The organism is Acinetobacter sp. V110_1, assembly GCF_031798975.1.
Classification (GTDB): Bacteria; Pseudomonadota; Gammaproteobacteria; order Pseudomonadales; family Moraxellaceae; genus Acinetobacter; species Acinetobacter nosocomialis_A.
Genome location: NZ_JAVQNN010000030.1, coordinates 942,406 through 958,071 on the forward strand (window position 1 = coordinate 942,406; position 15,666 = coordinate 958,071).

Here is a 15,666-nt window from a genome sequence, read left to right on the forward strand (position 1 = left end):
CTTATGCTTTGTTTACAAACGGGCGGATTTCAATATTGTTTTTTACAAGCTCGGCTTTAATGGCTGCCGACATCTCAAGCGCACCGTCGGTGTCGCCATGTAAGCAAATGGTGTCGGCTTGAATTGGAGTAAATACGCCATCAATTGACTCGACCCCACCATTTTTAAGCATAGACACCACACGGCTCGCTACAAATGCCGAGTCATGTAAAACCGCACCTTCTAGACGGCGAGACACCAGTGAACCATCGCTGTTATAAGCGCGGTCTGCAAATGCTTCAGACACAACTTTTAAACCCGCAGCTCGTGCCTGCTCGACTAAGTTCGACCCAGCTAAAGCCACTAGAACCAGTTCAGGGTTATACATTTTAATGGCATCAATCACAGCTGCTGCCTGAGCTTGGTCATGTGCAATGGTGTTATAAAGCGCGCCATGCGGTTTAACGTATTGCACTTTTGAGCCTGCCACTTTCGCCAAACCATCGAGTGCAGAAATTTGGTAAAGCACATCGGCAATCAGTTCATCACGTGACAAATCCATATTACGGCGGCCAAAACCTACAAGGTCTGGGTAAGACATGTGAGCGCCAATGGTCACACCAAGCTCAACGGCTTTACGAACCGTTTTTAAAATGCCGAGTGGGTCGCCAGCATGAAAGCCACAAGCAATATTGGCACTGGTCACGACAGGTAAAATCTGATCATCATTACCCATTTTCCATGAGCCAAAACTTTCACCCAAATCACTATTTAAATCTACAAACATGGCATTATTCCTTTATCAATTCATGTCGTCTGGCTTAAAGTTTGGTCAAATAGTTAAACACTGTCGTAAATGACATATAACCCATCCACCACGTCAACAGACATGTTAACCCACCCAAAATAAGTAACCATTTTGGATAGTTGTAATTACCCATCAAATCTTTACGGCATGCAGCAACGTACACAAAAATTGTAAGACCAATTGGCAACACCAAACCGTTAAAACCACCGACAAAAATGAGTAGACCTGCTGGAGTTGCACCCAATAACACATAGAGCAATAAAGCTAATGCGATAAAGGTAATGGTCGTATAGTTGGTTTGTTTTGGGGTTAAATTCTTTTTAAAGGCAGTAAAGAATGAAACCGAAGTATATGCTGCGCCGATGGTGCTACTAATACCTGCTGCCCAGAAAATTAAACCAAATAATTTAAAACCAAATGTACCTGCTGCATATTGGAATGCTTGTGCTGCTGGATTGGCATCGTGGCTGGCTAAATCAATGGTTGCACCGCTCACCACAACACCTAAGAATGCTAAAAACAATACGTAGCGCATGATACCAACGACAACAATGCCTTTGGTCGCAGCTTTTGCAACTTCATCAATATTTTCAGGGCCAACCGCGCCTTTATCGAGTAAACGATGTGCGCCTGCATAGCAGATATAGCCACCAACCGTACCGCCAACAATAGTGGTAATAATGGCAAAGTCGATATGATCTGGCGCAAAAGTTTGATGTACAGCTTGCCCAACTGGAGGCATTACAATGACGGCAACAATAATAATCAGGAGAATTTTAAGCAATCCCAACACGATCATGCTTTTATCCATGGCAAGCGTTGCTTTTCTTGATGCAAAAATCAAAATTGCTAATGCACCACTTAAAATACCGCCCCACTTTGTGTCTAGGCCAAAAAGTGCATTTAAACCTAAAGCTGCACCTGCGATATTACCGACACTAAAGAAAAAACCGCCCAAGATCACCAGAAACGCCAGTAAATAACCACTACCCGGTAATGCTTTATTGGCAATATCTGATGCACGCATTTGAGTGAGTGTTACTACACGCCAAATATTTTGTTGAACTACATAATCAATCAGAATGGAAACTAAAATTGCAAAGCCAAATGCAGCGCCTAACTTCACTGTAAATACAGCAGTTTGGGTTAAAAATCCTGGCCCCATTGCAGAGGTCGCCATCATAAAGATTGAGGCTACAATGGCCCATTGGCGATCTGATAAAAAAGAAGATTTCAGTAAAGACATATTAATGCGTTCCTCATCCATTTGAGCTTAACAACGCTATTTTCAAGTTGAACCAAGAACACCATTTTTCGTCCCAAATGATATTCTTTAATCCTTTTAAATGACAAAGATTCCCTATTCCCCAATCAACTTAATCGGTGACCAAATCTTGTATCTAAAATAAAAACATAGCTAATCCCTACGAACAATAAGACTTTTTACATAAATTTAAATTTTTAAGTTTTTGATTTTTATTATTTTTTAATTTTATTAAAAGTCAGGATAAATTTTACTTATCGAAGCACATAAGCTGCTTTTATGACTTTGCATACAAGCAGCGATAATTTAGAGAAGAAAAAGGAGATGAAAAGATCACCGATTCTGCTTATTTTTTAATTTGCTCATTCAGCCTTTTCATGGCACTCGCTGAGACTTTAACAGCGACCTCGGTTAATTTTTCTTTCAAGGCAACGTCATTGCCATGAATATAAATAGAGGTGAAATGAAAGGTCTTTAAGCGAATAGGCGTATTTAATATTTCCAGTCGTCCGTCGGTAATTTCCTTTAACGCCGTTAAGGTCGGTACGACCGCAATACCTAAACCTTGCTCGGCAAGACGCAACAATGTCGCTAAAGAATAACTGGTAATTGAAAGTGGCTCATCAATGCCCTTTTCTTTCATTTTGGCCTTTAATTCTTTATAGGGATAGGTAATTTTTGGATAGGTTAAAATGGTATGCGACATTAAGGCTTTAAAAGACATTTGCCCAATTCCACCTTTAAATGAAGGTGCTGCCAAGAAGCTCAGCTCAAAGTTACATAGCGACTGTTCAATACACTCAAAAGCCAACGTTGGCCCAAGTAAAAACGCCATGTCCAAGTCACCTGTACGAACGCCTTCTTGTAAGTTAGGTGTCAGGTCAACCACAATTTCGACTGAAATTTTTGGGAACTCTTGTTGAACTTTTTCAATATATTCGACCAACCATGTATACACGATCGTTTCGGAAACGCCTAAACGGATGGTTCCCGTCAGGTGCTGGTTTTCGGTCAGTTCTGCGACCAGATCGGTTTCTAGGCGCATAAACTTTTCGGCATATTTAAATAAAGTCATGCCTTTATGGGTCAGTTTAAACTGCCGTAAGCTTCGGTCTAAAACCTTAAAACCTAATTCATTTTCAAGAGATGTGATTTTTTGAGATACCGCAGGCTGCGTCGTTTGTAATTTAGTTGCCGCCTTATTGAAGCTATTTAACGTCACAACCCAATAAAATGCTTCAAGATTCTTTAAATTCACGTTTCATCCTGTCTTAAAAATTCCTTTACTTTTATAGTATGTAAGCTTTTAGCGTGTTAAGGCCAGCAATAAATAAATATTTAACTAAAGTTAGTCATCCAAATTTTTAAATGCTTTAGAAAGCTGACTAATTGTTTTGATCTGTTTTGCATAACGGCGGCATGATCGGCATGCCAACAAATGTAGTTGTAAACTACTTTGCTCACGTAAAAAAAGCGGTCTATCTTGTTTCTCAGACAATAGTTGAGTGGCTTGTCGGCATGTCAACATGAACAATCCTCCTTCAATAACCATTTATTTTCTAAGCATTCGCGTAATCGGGTACGACTTCGGTACATCAACACATTAAAGTTTGAAATAGATAACTCCAGCTTGCTACAAATTTCGTTAGAACTCAGCTCTACCACTTCTCTCATCATAAAAACCTGAGCATATTTGGCAGGCAAATGATCTAAACAGGCTTCAAAAATTATCCAAAAATCTGACTGCTCCATCATTTCTTCAGGGCTTTGCCATGCTTGAGGTGCTTCATATTTATGCCAGTGTCCTGAAGCATCAAACAATTCATCAACACTGAGTTCGCTTTCCTCATCTTTAAATAATTCAGACATGGCAACCAAACGTGACTTTTGCCGAACCACATCAATAATTTTATTTTTTAAAATAGCGAATACCCATGTTTTGAACGCAGCCCGCCCTTTAAATGAATCTAAGTTTTGGAAAGCACTGGTTAAAGCCTCTTGCACTACATCTTCAGCTTGCGGAAGTGAGGATAACTGTAAAAAAGCAAATTTAATCATTTGCTGCCTTAAGTCTTGTAAAAAGGCTGGGTTATGCAGTTGATCCCCTAAGTCGTCATGACGTGATGCCGCGGCTGAAGTCATGCTTGTGCCTCTTTAAAATCATGGAGAGTTTGGATTAATTGTAGTCGAGATAAGAGGTTTTTGAGTTCTTGAATTTGCAGATAAATTTCAGACTCAGACAAGTTAGCGAGTACAGATTGAATAAGGGTGAAAATATCATGGTCAGTTAACGCTATATTTTGAGTTAACTGTTCAATCAGCATCGCAAACAGTGGAGAGAGTTGTTCAATACATACGCTATCTTGTTCATCGCGCCAGACCATTACTGCACCGGGTGCAAGTTCTACCTGTTCTGGTGTCATTAAAGTCGTCCACGTATAAACGGGATATTGATAAACCAATACCCATACTTTAGTGGTTAACTGCCAAGCACAGTTTTCCTGTAAGACTACTTTTTCAATTTCAACAGTGTCTAAATATAATTCTAGCCATTCAAACTGTAATAACTCAGCCAACCAAGGATACTCTTGTAATATCGGATGCTGTTGCTCTGTTAAATACTCTCTAAACTCTAAAGAGATATCATTGTATAAAGGTGAGCGGCTTTTAGCTTTTTGAAAAAACTCTAACAGCAATTGTTGCCACTTTAACTCTGGTAACATCGCACGAGCTACTGGATAAACTAAGTCAATAAATGAACAAATATTATTAAAAAGTAAATCTCTATAAATTTGCATTCTTTGAGGAGGAAGTGCTTGAGGTAATTCCAAATCAGGATCACGAATCCAGTCACAAAACTGTTGCTGCATAGTTTGGAAGGATATTTGATTTCCCTTCATAGCCAGTCTCCTGTTGTTGAATGAGTTTGATTTTGGCGAGTTCCTCTTCTAATTCTTGCCATGATGGAATATTAAAATCGCGTTCCAATAATGTCGGTTTTATTCCACATACTTGATAGGTATATCTCAACAACTCCCAAACACGGTCACAAACTTCCGCCCCATGGGTATCGATTAATAAGTTCTTCTGAACTTTTTCATGTCCAGCAATATGTAAGTAACGAATTCGTTCCTTTGGCATGTTCTGAATAAATCCGAATGCATCGCCACCATGATTGGTACTGTTGACATAGACATTATTTACATCAAGCAGCAAATCACAGTCAGCATGTTGAATCACTCCACGAATAAATTCGGCTTCACTCATTTCGGCATTCGGCATGACGTAAGTAGAAACATTCTCTATGACTAATCTTTTCCCTAAAATATCCTGTACACGCAGAATGCGTTCAGCCACATATTTAACAGCTGCTTCCGTCATCGGTATGGGCAACAAATCGTATAAATAGCCGCCATCATTTGTATAACTTAAATGTTCAGAATAAATAGGCACTTCGTATTGTTCTAAAAAGCTTTTTACTTTACCTATAAATTCGAGATTAAGTGGATGCGGCCCCCCAATAGATAATGACAAGCCGTGACAAATTAACGGTGCTTTTTCAGCACACTGTGCAAGTAGTTTTGCATGTCGACCACCAAAACCTAACCAGTTTTCTGGGGCAACCTCAATAAAGTCGGGATATGTTTTTGCCGTTAGAAACGCATCTATAAAGTCACGTCTTAAACCAAGCCCTACACCATTCAACTGCATCATGGTGACTTCTCCTTTTGGAAATGATGCCGACACTTAATAGAAGGCCGACATCATCCATGATCAGATGGTTTACTTAGCGCCACACTTGCCATCAGCAACTTTTTTATCTGCACCGCACTTACCGTCCGCTGCTTTTTTAGTTGCACCACATTTACCATCTGCTGCTTTTTTAGCTGCTCCACATTTTGCTTCCGCAGATTTTTCATGTTTTTTCATTTTGTTAGCTCCGCATTTCGCTTCACCGCATTTACCATCTGCTGCTTTGGTTGCATGTACTTCGGTTGTTGTATTGGTTGCTGCTACAGCCATTTGCGTAGCACCTGCAACTGAAAGTGCTAATAATGCTGCCACTGAAGTCATTGAGTTGAGTTTGCTCATTTTCGTATTCCTTTAATGCTAATTTCTCGGTTTGTACACATGTACATAAAGTTAGACGGACTAAATCCTTTTTTATTACACCGTAAATAAAAAAATTTTTTATGTAAGAAATACAGTTTCCATCCGACTAATTATTATTCAATCGCATTGGATGTGAAATTATCATGAAGAACTTTATTTATGGCTTATCTCAATATTATCAAAACCTCGGTAAGTCTTTACAACATATTGACGGCATTGCCGCATTGGCTATTCGATTGTATCTAGTTCCTATATTTTGGATGGCGGGCACAAATAAACTGATGCACTTCAATGATATTGTAGAATGGTTCGGTAGTTCAGATGGAGGATTGGGCCTTCCTTTTCCCTATTTAATGGCCGTGCTTGCAACGTCAACTGAACTGGCAGGTGCTATACTTTTAACATTAGGTTTATTTACCCGTTTAATTAGTATTCCTCTTATTATTACCATGTTAGTTGCAATATTTACGGTACACCTCCCAAATGGATGGCAAGCAATTGCAGACCCGCATGCTCCCTTCGCGAACATACAAGTATTGGCTTCCGCTGAAAAGTTAGATAAAGCTCGAGAGATCTTACAGAACTATGGCAACTATGACTGGCTTACATCGAGCGGCTCGTTTGTTATTTTAAATAACGGAATTGAATTTGCCGCGACCTATATGGTGATGTTACTAGCTCTGCTTGTACTTGGAGGTGGCCGTTACTTTAGTTTAGATTATTGGATTAGAAATAAACTACGCTAATCGATTATTGCACCAGCAGTCATATTTACAACCGTTGCCGTCATTGCGTTCGCATGCTCTGATGCAAGAAAAGCGGCGGTTTCTGCAACTTGTGAAAGTGTCGGTAACCGCTTTAGCATGGTGCTCTGAGCAGCACCTTCAAGCCATTGTCCTATGCTGAGTCCCATGGCCTGTGCTTTAGACTCAAACAATTCACGTGTATAAGAACCCGCTTGAACAGCATCAATAATTGCATGTGAGCGTACACCGAGTACCCGTATATTTTTAGGGCCTAGCTCACTGGCAAGCGCCTTAATAAATGCCTCAATACCAGCACAGCCCACAATATGTCCTAAATGTCCCGGTATTGCCATCCGAGCTGAAGGCGCCACAATTGAAATGATGGTTCCGCCGCGCTTACCGCCCATATAAGGAACCACAGCTTTAGAGATATTAAACTGCGCCGTTAGAAATGGATTTATTCCCCCAACGAACTCATCAAGGTTTAACTCTAAAATTTCTTTGCCTTGATTATGAATAAAACTGGTCGCATTGATGACCAAATCTAGCCCACCAGTATTTTGAGCAATTTGAGCAACTGCCTCACTGGTTGCTTGGCTATCTAGCACATCGACACTGACGATATGTACCGCGCCTTCGTATTTTTGCAGTTGTATCGCAATGTTTTGCAGTTTATTTAAATCTCTTGCGCATAAATAAACATGTGCTCCTTCACGAAGAAGAACCTGCGCAATCGCAGCGCCAATTGCACCGCTCCCTCCAAAAATTACTGCTACTTTTCCCTTGAGCAACATACAGCATCCTCTTGTTATTGTGCGCCATAGTTAGGTTATGACACACAATCAAAAGTGATGCAATTTTATACAGTTTAAAGTTTGTATGAGCTTATGGCAGATGAACAAAAATAACGTCTAAGTCTTGTTTTGGTACAAACTTGGTTTTGGTCATTTGAAATTGAGTCGGACTAATTTTGTTGACTTTGCCATCCCAACAAAATGAAACCAGTTCGCTTTTATCACGTTCAATCGTTAACTTAAAGTTTTCAATAGGCTTTGCCCAGTTAGCACCTGTCGTCAAAATATAACCTAACGCACTAAACGGTGAATTTTCTGCCTGTGCTTTTTTAAGACCCTGCTTAAATTGTTTATCCATGCAAAATTGCTTGCTATCTTCGTCTGGATATAGCGCAACAGAACCGCCCACTAACGGCTTATATTCATGGTGAATTTTAGTTAAGCCATTTGCTTTAAAGGTTTGCTTCCAGCTATAAATAACTTGAGATGACCATGGAATCACATCATCTTTTTCAAATTGGGCTACAATTTTCTGCATTTGTGGTTTATTACATTGTTTTAGCTTATCTACATAATCATCATAATTATCATTGTTGCGCGTCCATGGATTGAGCATGTCTTTTTCAGTAAAACCGCATTGCTTAAACTCATCGGTTACATCCAGTAAAGGCGATTTTTCATCTTTTTGAATAAATGTTCTGACATGCATTTCGGGTTTTATATTTTGACCATCCACTACAATTTTAAAGCTTTTTAAAAGCGCTTCAGTATTTGCAAAATCTGCTTCAAAAAAGTTATCTACACGTGGTAGCGGAAATAAAACGGTTTCAGTGACATCCTTATTACTTAAATTTTTATATAGATAATCGACTTTAATCATCTTTTTACTAATAAATAAATCTTCACTCTGCATAGCAACTTGTGAGTTTTTTAAATACTGAATGCCACCTGTACCGACATAACCCGTAGAGTCATTGGCTAAGCTATAGCTTGAGAGTGGAACCAAAACAGCTAAAGTCATTGCAAGCTTTTTCATTTTAAAGTCTCTATATCATTTTTTGATTATGAAATATCAACCTAAATGATAGCTGTTTTAAGATTAAGTGCTGTTAATATTTTTCATTCTTCTAAAACATACCAATATAAAATAGGGTAAATAGATTGCATCAAACACCGTTAAATGTGGTCGATGCATTTTAAATTAAGAATAAATGAAGCGAATTTATTTTTTATAGCTTTAAACGTGATTACTTCGCTGCGTTTACACCAACAATAAACTGGCTACAATTAGATCCTTCAGAAGCATTGCCTAATTGCTTTTCGGAAAACTTAAATTTTGATGCTACAGAAGCATAATCTTTCTTAAGGGTTTGACCTGTAAGCTCACCTAACTCTTTTACTTGTTCAGGCTTTAAAATTCCGTGTTCAACCGCCTGATTCACCATTACACATGCGGTGGTCATAGCATCATAACGTGCAGCAGTTTTCGAATAACCTAGAGCACCCACTACACCACCAACAATTAAACCGACTACTACAGCCAAAGTTACATGCATTTTATTCATTTTAAATACCTAAAAAATTTAACGAAAAGGTGAGCACTCTAAGAGTTTGTGCTCAAGTAGAATTAAGATAACTGCTTTTATTTGATATAAAAAGTTAGATTCTGTCAGTTTTATTGATAGTTGAGTTGTCGTAAAAACATTACCATGCTCTTTGTAAGTATGGATGTTTACTCTTTCTATTCAATACATAAGAAATAAGATTATTAATTTTATAGTGTTCCAAGAAAAATTTATTTAAAATTATTTATGTAACCCCCTAATTATCAAGATTAATATAAAATCATAAATTCCCGCATATATATTCAAAAATTCTCAACTCCACTAATTTTATATCTTTTTTGGAACTATCTATACTTAAAAAATAAATAAAATCCAGAAAACAAAATTCATCCATAAAGTTAAATAAATTCAGAAAAAATTTGTTAATATTTATCTTGATCACTGGTTCAGATCCGGAAAAATATAAATATACGCTCTCCTCATTTAATAATTTAAATTTTAAATTCGAGACAATTTCATTTATCACACTATTATCAATTTCATTTGGAAAACTCAATTTTAAAAAGTCTGTATTTGTGATTTCCCAATTCATTTTGCCTGTTGTTCCCTTCCATAAAGGGGTCATAAACTCATTAATTTCATCGGTTAAATCTAAAGACATTATTGAAAAATCAATCTCATATTTTCTACAAAACCCTTCAATATCTTTAATTAAATTCATAACTTATGCACTAGTCCTACTATATTAAAATTACAATAAAAATATAAATTCATTTTTGATTTATATATGAAAAATATTCATAATTACCTAAAAATAGAACCTAATAGCAAATATAAAGTTCTATTTTGAAATTTTATACAAACTACAACCATCTATAAGCTGGTGATAATTCCTCATATTTTTTTAAAGCAGTCTGTTTAATTTTTCCTAAAGATACTGCCTTATTAAATAATTTATCAAATCTAGCTAAAGATTCAGCCTCTCCTGCTAATGAGGCATAAAGCATTAAATATTTTTCAATTTCTTTACTATCTAACTTTATTATTTCATCTATTTGATCATCTAAGATTTCATCAAATTTTTCATATTCTTCCTGTTCCGAAAGCTTATCTATAATTTGATTAAACTCTTCAAACTTCACAATTAATTACCTCAGTTTATAATTCGATACGCCTTAGATGGTATTGAGTCTCCAATCAATACTTCTTGATCTTTATTAGAAAGAATAATTTACAAAACAAAAGCCAATTACAAAAAATGGTTTACATATGATTGACTTTCTTTTATATAACACGAATTTATATGTTAATTACATACAGTATAAATCATCTCATAAAGATGGTTTCTTTAAGCTCTACATTATCAATTTCATAATAAAATTGTACACCTCGTCCGTTTTGATACATTCCTTGATTAGGAATTTCAAATGGTATTACATCAATGAAGTTTTCAATATTTGGAATAAAACCTATTGATGCATATTTTTGATTAGTTGAGATTTGTAGCCATACTATATATTTCTTCAGATCCCATTCCCCCTTGGAAATCTCTTCAAATTTTCTCTTTGCGTCCTCAATAACTAAAAGATAAGATCCCGTGATTTCGTGATACTCATTTCTATTAAAAAGTTCACGCCATTCTTTAGTACTCATAACTCATAATCGCCTTTTGGACCGTTAACTTTAAATTTCCCGCTTGGTATTCCCAAATATGACTTATGACAACGATTCTTTAATCTTGCTGCTCTGACCAGCCAAAGAAAAATTATAACTATGAAGTCGTTTAGGTATACCAACATGCCAATGTGCACAAACATGCTGCTTATCAGGTTGATGATGACTAACTATTCTATAGGATTTACATCATTTGGATTGGCACCAACTTTATATAAATATTGCTCCCATCCATTTACTTTCCTTTGAGCTATTGAATATATATAAATCCTGAACACTATCAGGCTTTATATACATTTATTAAATTAAATTTTTTATAAAACTTTATTTAAATTAAGCCTCAAGAGATTAATTTAAAATATAAGTATTAATTAATTTTCAAAAAAAATATATTGATCTTTAAATCCATATTTAAATTTAATATATTTCAATGCAGAGACATAACTAAATTGGCTCAGTTTATTCACTAATTCAAGCACATCTTTAATATTAAAGTTATTATCAACAATATGCACATCTGTTTGATTTAAACTATATATTTCCAAAAAAATACCAATATCTGTATTTCGGATATTAAAACACGGTAAATCTGTTAAATCCATTTCCTGAATTACTACAACCTCTTTATCCATTAAATTTTCACTATTTATATAAGGATTTAACTTAACTCCATCCTCCTTATTAAAATCTGAATCTGATAAAATAGAATAAAATTTATTAGATTCAGTTTGAAATTTATATTTTTTCCAGAGCTTACTTTTCACCAACAGCCTTTCCCATCTACGATCAAATCTTTTTTATACAATAAATGTGTATTTACCACCCTATCTAAATTAATTAAATTTTAATAAAAAATATATAGAAATTTTTAAACCATTAACACAAGCTCTATATATTTTTCTATCAATATTTATCAGTTTTTCGTAATCAAAATATCAATCTCTTGATATTTTTTTCCCTAAGTTACTCTTCCTTACTAAATCTTCTAAAAAATTACTAATTTGATAGCTTTCATTTTGAATAATTTCATTTAAATTAAGCGATAAAAATGGTAAAAAAATATTAATTAGCTCTAATAAATTAAAAATATTTTCCACCTCAAACTCAATAAAATCTAAAATTTTATTTTTCTCACTTGAGTTAGCTAGATTTATACTAAGTTCATATTCAAAACCGACATATACATCATTTTCAATTTTAGGAATAATATATACATCTAAAATTGTCTTATATTTTACTGATTTTATTTCAGTTTCATTAGCCGCATAGAAAATATTTGCATAGAAATATGCATCCACAACATCAAATTTGTCATTTTCATCTAATGAGTTCAACCATTTTAAGTCCACATTATACAAATAATTTTTTACAATTAGCCAATTTCTAGTTGCTTTTATTGGAAGCAAAAAATTTTCATTTAAAAAAGACTCATAACTCATACTTAATTAATCCTTTTGCGATAATAACCATTATAACGTGCTTCGGATATTGGATGTCCATGGAACTCATTCGTACTTGAAGAAACTTCAATACGCATATACTGTGTAGGTTTTCCATCATTGTAACCAATTACTCTTCCAGCATCATAAATATAGTAATGTGATCCTTTACCATCATTTTCATATTCTATACCTTTTGACAAACCTTCTTTTTCTATTTTATTCCTGAAAGCTGTTACTTGTGGTGCTGTTGCACTACACCCAAAGCTACTACTCCAATATTGAGCAGGTTTACCATGACTTGAATATTTTATAGCGGTATCTTTGCATTTCGCTTGCGTATGTTTCGTATAAAGACCCGATTTAGAATTTTCCCTACGTCGTCTATTACCTTTTCTTTCCTCTAAACCTTTTTGTTTCAGTCCTAGAGGATCAATCCATTTTAAAGGGTTATAAGCATATTGATAAAAATTGAGTCCACCCAATAATCCAATTGGATCTTTACTTACAAACCGTCCCACATAAGGCGAGTAATAACGATAACGGTTGTAATGAAGCCCTGTTTCTTGGTCGAAATATTGCCCTTGGAAGCGGATATTATTACTGATGATCTCAGAATCTTCAAAGAAGTTAGATTTAGCTTTTTCAGCTTTACACTCACCCCAAGCCTTATATTCAGCTTTCCAAATGACCGCACCTGTATGATCCGTCATTTCTTGTGGTGTACCCAAATGATCACAATGATAGAACCAAAAATCTTTAAAGTCTTTTGCAGTTTTGGTTACTTTCCATAATGGGTCACGTTGTAAACTATAAGGCTTATCTGCCCAGTCAGGTGTTTGATGAAGCTCTATTTCTTCTGCATAAACCGCCTGTGCCAGTGGTACAAATGAATCTTTCTCATATATATATAATGCTTGGTAATTTGCTCATTCGACTCATAAGCAAGTGTATTGCCATCCCATCCATAAATGATGTTATGTTCACCACCGGTATGATGATGTTTACTTCGCTTTTGAATCCGGCGTCCTAATGCATCATAGCGGTACTCTGCCGTATTTTATATTCTAAACCGTATTGCCCACATATAACTCTCTGTCAACTATTCTAAATATCCCATGTTGCCAAAAATAAAAAATCTTCAGGTCTAATAGTGAATTAATAATTTAAATAATTAACTCACTATTAAAAATTATTAATTCTAGTATTCCAAGAAATTCATTTTGAATTTAAATTTTTTAACAATATCTACAATTTTTTTGCTCACTACGTAGATATAAGGTTTATCAGTATCTCTAGCAATAAAAAAGTCATCTACTACTAGATCATTTTTTATAAAGTCACCTTCATCTAATAAATTATTTTTTCTTTTAATATACATAGCATAAATATCTGCTTCTTGATTTCTTACATAACATCGATAGAAATCACATTCGTCTGCAAGAACTTCCTTCATTTCATTAAAAAATCTTTTTGAAAAAAGTAAAATTCCTGAAGATGAATAATAAAAATCCGTCTCCAATATTCCATTCAATTGATCTGCAAAAATATTGTCAAAATCTAAATTTATTCTAGGATTTTTTAAAAATTGATTACTTAAGTCAAATTTAAAATAATCAATGATAATTTCTTGCTTCCCTTTCAAATCAAAAGAAAAATCTCTACTAATATACTCAGATGGATAAATTGTATAAAAGCCCATAAAAACCAAAAAAATTAGTTAAAATATTTATAAATATTTTTCAATTATACATTAATTAACAGTCAAAATTTTTATAGTATTTGACTGTTAATTTTTTAATTACTTACAATTGAATAAAGTTTTTTTCATAAAAAATATTATTAAAAAAGCTATTAACTGAATCCCCAATTTTGCAAAAATAGTCATCATAACCACCATAAAACTTAAATGATGGATCAATAAAATATGTTAAATGTTCACTATAGCCCAATCCAATTGGTAATAGGTCACTTCCTGCCTTTAATGAATACTCTTCAAATATCCAGGCAGGATCTATACCTTTTGTTGCTTTAATAGAATTAAAATACGAAAAATCTTTTTCTTTTCCTCTATATGCCTCATGAGCTATATTTAATCCATTAAAACTTTGGAAAAAAATTATAGCAGAATTAAAAATTTTATATTTATCCGCTTTCCATGCTTCTATGATGTGTTCACTATCTATTTTTCTTCCTGTATACCAACCACAATTGATTAAATATTCTTCAATATTAGCATTTAAATCAAAATTGGATTCTTGCATTTATTTCTTTCCTGTTAACACTTTGTCATATTTAAAAGTTACTTGACAGTTCCTACAACAAGGAAATGCTTCGCCATTTCTAGTACGAACAGTAGCCATTTCCGAGTCTCTTCTATTTGAAAAATTTTTAATGCTTTATTTACCGCATTAACTTTTGCACAATTATTAACTGTCCATTGCTCAATAGACGGAAGACACTTAAATCAGCATGGATGTTTTTAGGCTGGATAGCACTTGTGCCATAATGTAGATTGCCTGTACGTTTATTTACTACGGCACAAGCTGCAGTTGGTAATCAGCCCTGGCTTCTCTTATTGTTTTACCTTCTTAACTGCCTCATCATACGCATTAGGTCCTACTTTAGAGCTTAACTAGTGGATTAATCCACCCTACTGGACTCGGCGTATAAGCATATACCTTATCTCTACCCAATTAATCCAATCGAGTCTTTGGAAATAAAATGCCCTATATAATAATTTCATTATTTCCTAAGGTATATCATTTAAAGCTTCATATAGTTTAGTTTTAACAATATCATCTGGTATATTAATTACTTTAAGTAATGTAAAAGCCCAATCTAAGCTATCACCTATATCTTCAGAAGGTGGTTTAGTCCATAAAGGTATAATAGAAAACTTTAGTTCAGGCTCACTATTAATATTAAAGTCAATATCTTTCTCTTCCATATATTTTAATATTTTTACTCTTCTATTAATTATCTCTTTTTCATCAATATTACTTTTGCTATCAAACCAGAATGACTTAGCTTTTTGAATAGACTCTATAATATATTCTGAATTAATATTATTTAATAAAGGTATTATTTTATAGCAAAATTTTATGTATACAAAATATGCTTGCTCTAGTTCCAAATCATACAATTGGTCTATCAAATTATCCAACTCTTAATTTCTCTACTATCACATACTTTAAAAAAATTTATCAAAAGATTACCACTTAAATTAAGTAGCAAGAAAAATAAGAATCATCTTTGATACTTATTTTTCTTTTGGATAGAAT

Annotated in this window: 19 protein-coding genes and 2 pseudogenes; 1 reads left to right on the plus strand and 20 read right to left on the minus strand. The window is 34.4% G+C overall.

Annotation, left to right across the window (positions count from 1 at the left end):
* Position 1: 1 nt before the first annotated feature.
* From RMA95_RS15395 to RMA95_RS15430, 8 genes are all read right to left on the minus strand, one after another.
* Positions 2-766: a 5-oxoprolinase subunit PxpA gene (locus tag RMA95_RS15395; protein WP_311071721.1), complete on the minus strand. Its 765-nt coding sequence runs from the start codon at positions 764-766 to the stop codon at positions 2-4.
* 34 nt (positions 767-800) lie between these two features.
* Positions 801-2,054: an NRAMP family divalent metal transporter gene (locus RMA95_RS15400; RefSeq protein ID WP_077168285.1), complete on the minus strand. Its 1,254-nt coding sequence runs from the start codon at positions 2,052-2,054 to the stop codon at positions 801-803.
* A gap of 343 nt (positions 2,055-2,397) precedes the next feature.
* Entirely contained in the window at positions 2,398-3,309 is a 912-nt protein-coding gene (gene mumR / locus RMA95_RS15405; RefSeq protein WP_309454793.1) for a LysR family transcriptional regulator MumR, read from the minus strand.
* Positions 3,310-3,399: 90 nt separating this feature from the next.
* On the minus strand, positions 3,400-3,579 hold the full coding sequence (locus RMA95_RS15410; protein WP_311071727.1) for a zf-HC2 domain-containing protein: 180 nt from the start codon (positions 3,577-3,579) through the stop codon (positions 3,400-3,402).
* Positions 3,573-4,193, minus strand: a complete 621-nt coding sequence (locus RMA95_RS15415; RefSeq protein ID WP_004702529.1) for an RNA polymerase factor sigma-70 — start codon at positions 4,191-4,193, stop codon at positions 3,573-3,575. Before RMA95_RS15415 ends, RMA95_RS15410 begins: the two co-directional genes overlap by 7 nt.
* Positions 4,190-4,951: a putative DNA-binding domain-containing protein gene (locus tag RMA95_RS15420; protein WP_311071730.1), complete on the minus strand. Its 762-nt coding sequence runs from the start codon at positions 4,949-4,951 to the stop codon at positions 4,190-4,192. Before RMA95_RS15420 ends, RMA95_RS15415 begins: the two co-directional genes overlap by 4 nt.
* On the minus strand, positions 4,902-5,765 hold the full coding sequence (locus tag RMA95_RS15425; protein ID WP_311071732.1) for a DUF692 domain-containing protein: 864 nt from the start codon (positions 5,763-5,765) through the stop codon (positions 4,902-4,904). Before RMA95_RS15425 ends, RMA95_RS15420 begins: the two co-directional genes overlap by 50 nt.
* Before the next feature lie 69 nt (positions 5,766-5,834).
* Positions 5,835-6,143 (minus strand): hypothetical protein, encoded by a 309-nt coding sequence (locus RMA95_RS15430; protein WP_174736082.1) that lies wholly within the window; start codon positions 6,141-6,143, stop codon positions 5,835-5,837.
* A gap of 164 nt (positions 6,144-6,307) precedes the next feature.
* Between RMA95_RS15430 and RMA95_RS15435 the strand changes: the two genes are divergently transcribed.
* Positions 6,308-6,910: a DoxX family protein gene (locus RMA95_RS15435; protein WP_311071735.1), complete on the plus strand. Its 603-nt coding sequence runs from the start codon at positions 6,308-6,310 to the stop codon at positions 6,908-6,910.
* Here RMA95_RS15435 and RMA95_RS15440 read toward each other — a convergent pair.
* From RMA95_RS15440 to RMA95_RS15495, 12 genes and pseudogenes are all read right to left on the minus strand, one after another.
* On the minus strand, positions 6,907-7,704 hold the full coding sequence (locus RMA95_RS15440; RefSeq protein WP_311071736.1) for an SDR family NAD(P)-dependent oxidoreductase: 798 nt from the start codon (positions 7,702-7,704) through the stop codon (positions 6,907-6,909). The two genes, RMA95_RS15435 and RMA95_RS15440, sit on opposite strands and share 4 nt — an antisense overlap.
* Positions 7,705-7,795: 91 nt before the next feature.
* Positions 7,796-8,740, minus strand: coding sequence for a DUF4424 family protein (locus RMA95_RS15445; protein WP_311071738.1), 945 nt, complete (start codon positions 8,738-8,740; stop codon positions 7,796-7,798).
* Positions 8,741-8,951: 211 nt separating this feature from the next.
* Positions 8,952-9,269: a hypothetical protein gene (locus tag RMA95_RS15450; RefSeq protein ID WP_002133213.1), complete on the minus strand. Its 318-nt coding sequence runs from the start codon at positions 9,267-9,269 to the stop codon at positions 8,952-8,954.
* Between the two features lie 280 nt (positions 9,270-9,549).
* Positions 9,550-9,990 (minus strand): hypothetical protein, encoded by a 441-nt coding sequence (locus RMA95_RS15455; protein ID WP_311071740.1) that lies wholly within the window; start codon positions 9,988-9,990, stop codon positions 9,550-9,552.
* A 142-nt stretch (positions 9,991-10,132) separates the two neighbouring features.
* Positions 10,133-10,411 (minus strand): hypothetical protein, encoded by a 279-nt coding sequence (locus RMA95_RS15460; RefSeq protein WP_311071742.1) that lies wholly within the window; start codon positions 10,409-10,411, stop codon positions 10,133-10,135.
* A 184-nt stretch (positions 10,412-10,595) separates the two neighbouring features.
* Complete coding sequence (locus tag RMA95_RS15465) at positions 10,596-10,922, minus strand: hypothetical protein (protein ID WP_311071743.1); 327 nt, start codon at positions 10,920-10,922, stop codon at positions 10,596-10,598.
* 392 nt (positions 10,923-11,314) lie between these two features.
* Positions 11,315-11,707 carry a hypothetical protein gene (locus RMA95_RS15470; RefSeq protein WP_311071746.1) on the minus strand — a complete coding sequence of 131 codons (393 nt, stop codon included), beginning with the start codon at positions 11,705-11,707 and terminating at the stop codon, positions 11,315-11,317.
* A gap of 171 nt (positions 11,708-11,878) precedes the next feature.
* Positions 11,879-12,382, minus strand: a complete 504-nt coding sequence (locus RMA95_RS15475; RefSeq protein ID WP_311071748.1) for a hypothetical protein — start codon at positions 12,380-12,382, stop codon at positions 11,879-11,881.
* A 2-nt stretch (positions 12,383-12,384) separates the two neighbouring features.
* A pseudogene (locus RMA95_RS15480) lies at positions 12,385-13,439 on the minus strand (RHS repeat domain-containing protein); the annotation flags it as partial.
* Positions 13,440-13,745: 306 nt separating this feature from the next.
* Positions 13,746-14,084: pseudogene (locus tag RMA95_RS15485) on the minus strand (hypothetical protein); the annotation flags it as partial.
* 103 nt (positions 14,085-14,187) lie between these two features.
* Positions 14,188-14,646, minus strand: coding sequence for an SUKH-3 domain-containing protein (locus RMA95_RS15490; RefSeq protein WP_311071750.1), 459 nt, complete (start codon positions 14,644-14,646; stop codon positions 14,188-14,190).
* A gap of 488 nt (positions 14,647-15,134) precedes the next feature.
* Positions 15,135-15,539, minus strand: a complete 405-nt coding sequence (locus RMA95_RS15495; RefSeq protein WP_311071752.1) for a hypothetical protein — start codon at positions 15,537-15,539, stop codon at positions 15,135-15,137.
* Positions 15,540-15,666 lie beyond the last annotated feature (127 nt).

Bases quoted from the DNA above. Each gene is read 5' to 3' on its own strand.
- RMA95_RS15400 (WP_077168285.1), bottom strand. From the start codon at position 2,054: ATGGATGAGGAACGCATTAATATGTCTTTACTGAAATCTTCTTTTTTA.
- RMA95_RS15430 (WP_174736082.1), bottom strand. From the start codon at position 6,143: ATGAGCAAACTCAACTCAATGACTTCAGTGGCAGCATTATTAGCACTT.
- RMA95_RS15440 (WP_311071736.1), bottom strand. From the start codon at position 7,704: ATGTTGCTCAAGGGAAAAGTAGCAGTAATTTTTGGAGGGAGCGGTGCA.
- RMA95_RS15475 (WP_311071748.1), bottom strand. From the start codon at position 12,382: ATGAGTTATGAGTCTTTTTTAAATGAAAATTTTTTGCTTCCAATAAAA.
- RMA95_RS15455 (WP_311071740.1), bottom strand. From the start codon at position 9,990: ATGAATTTAATTAAAGATATTGAAGGGTTTTGTAGAAAATATGAGATT.
- RMA95_RS15450 (WP_002133213.1), bottom strand. From the start codon at position 9,269: ATGAATAAAATGCATGTAACTTTGGCTGTAGTAGTCGGTTTAATTGTT.
- RMA95_RS15465 (WP_311071743.1), bottom strand. From the start codon at position 10,922: ATGAGTACTAAAGAATGGCGTGAACTTTTTAATAGAAATGAGTATCAC.
- RMA95_RS15435 (WP_311071735.1), top strand. From the start codon at position 6,308: ATGAAGAACTTTATTTATGGCTTATCTCAATATTATCAAAACCTCGGT.
- RMA95_RS15420 (WP_311071730.1), bottom strand. From the start codon at position 4,951: ATGAAGGGAAATCAAATATCCTTCCAAACTATGCAGCAACAGTTTTGT.
- RMA95_RS15445 (WP_311071738.1), bottom strand. From the start codon at position 8,740: ATGAAAAAGCTTGCAATGACTTTAGCTGTTTTGGTTCCACTCTCAAGC.
- RMA95_RS15490 (WP_311071750.1), bottom strand. From the start codon at position 14,646: ATGCAAGAATCCAATTTTGATTTAAATGCTAATATTGAAGAATATTTA.
- RMA95_RS15415 (WP_004702529.1), bottom strand. From the start codon at position 4,193: ATGACTTCAGCCGCGGCATCACGTCATGACGACTTAGGGGATCAACTG.
- RMA95_RS15395 (WP_311071721.1), bottom strand. From the start codon at position 766: ATGTTTGTAGATTTAAATAGTGATTTGGGTGAAAGTTTTGGCTCATGG.
- RMA95_RS15425 (WP_311071732.1), bottom strand. From the start codon at position 5,765: ATGATGCAGTTGAATGGTGTAGGGCTTGGTTTAAGACGTGACTTTATA.
- RMA95_RS15410 (WP_311071727.1), bottom strand. From the start codon at position 3,579: ATGTTGACATGCCGACAAGCCACTCAACTATTGTCTGAGAAACAAGAT.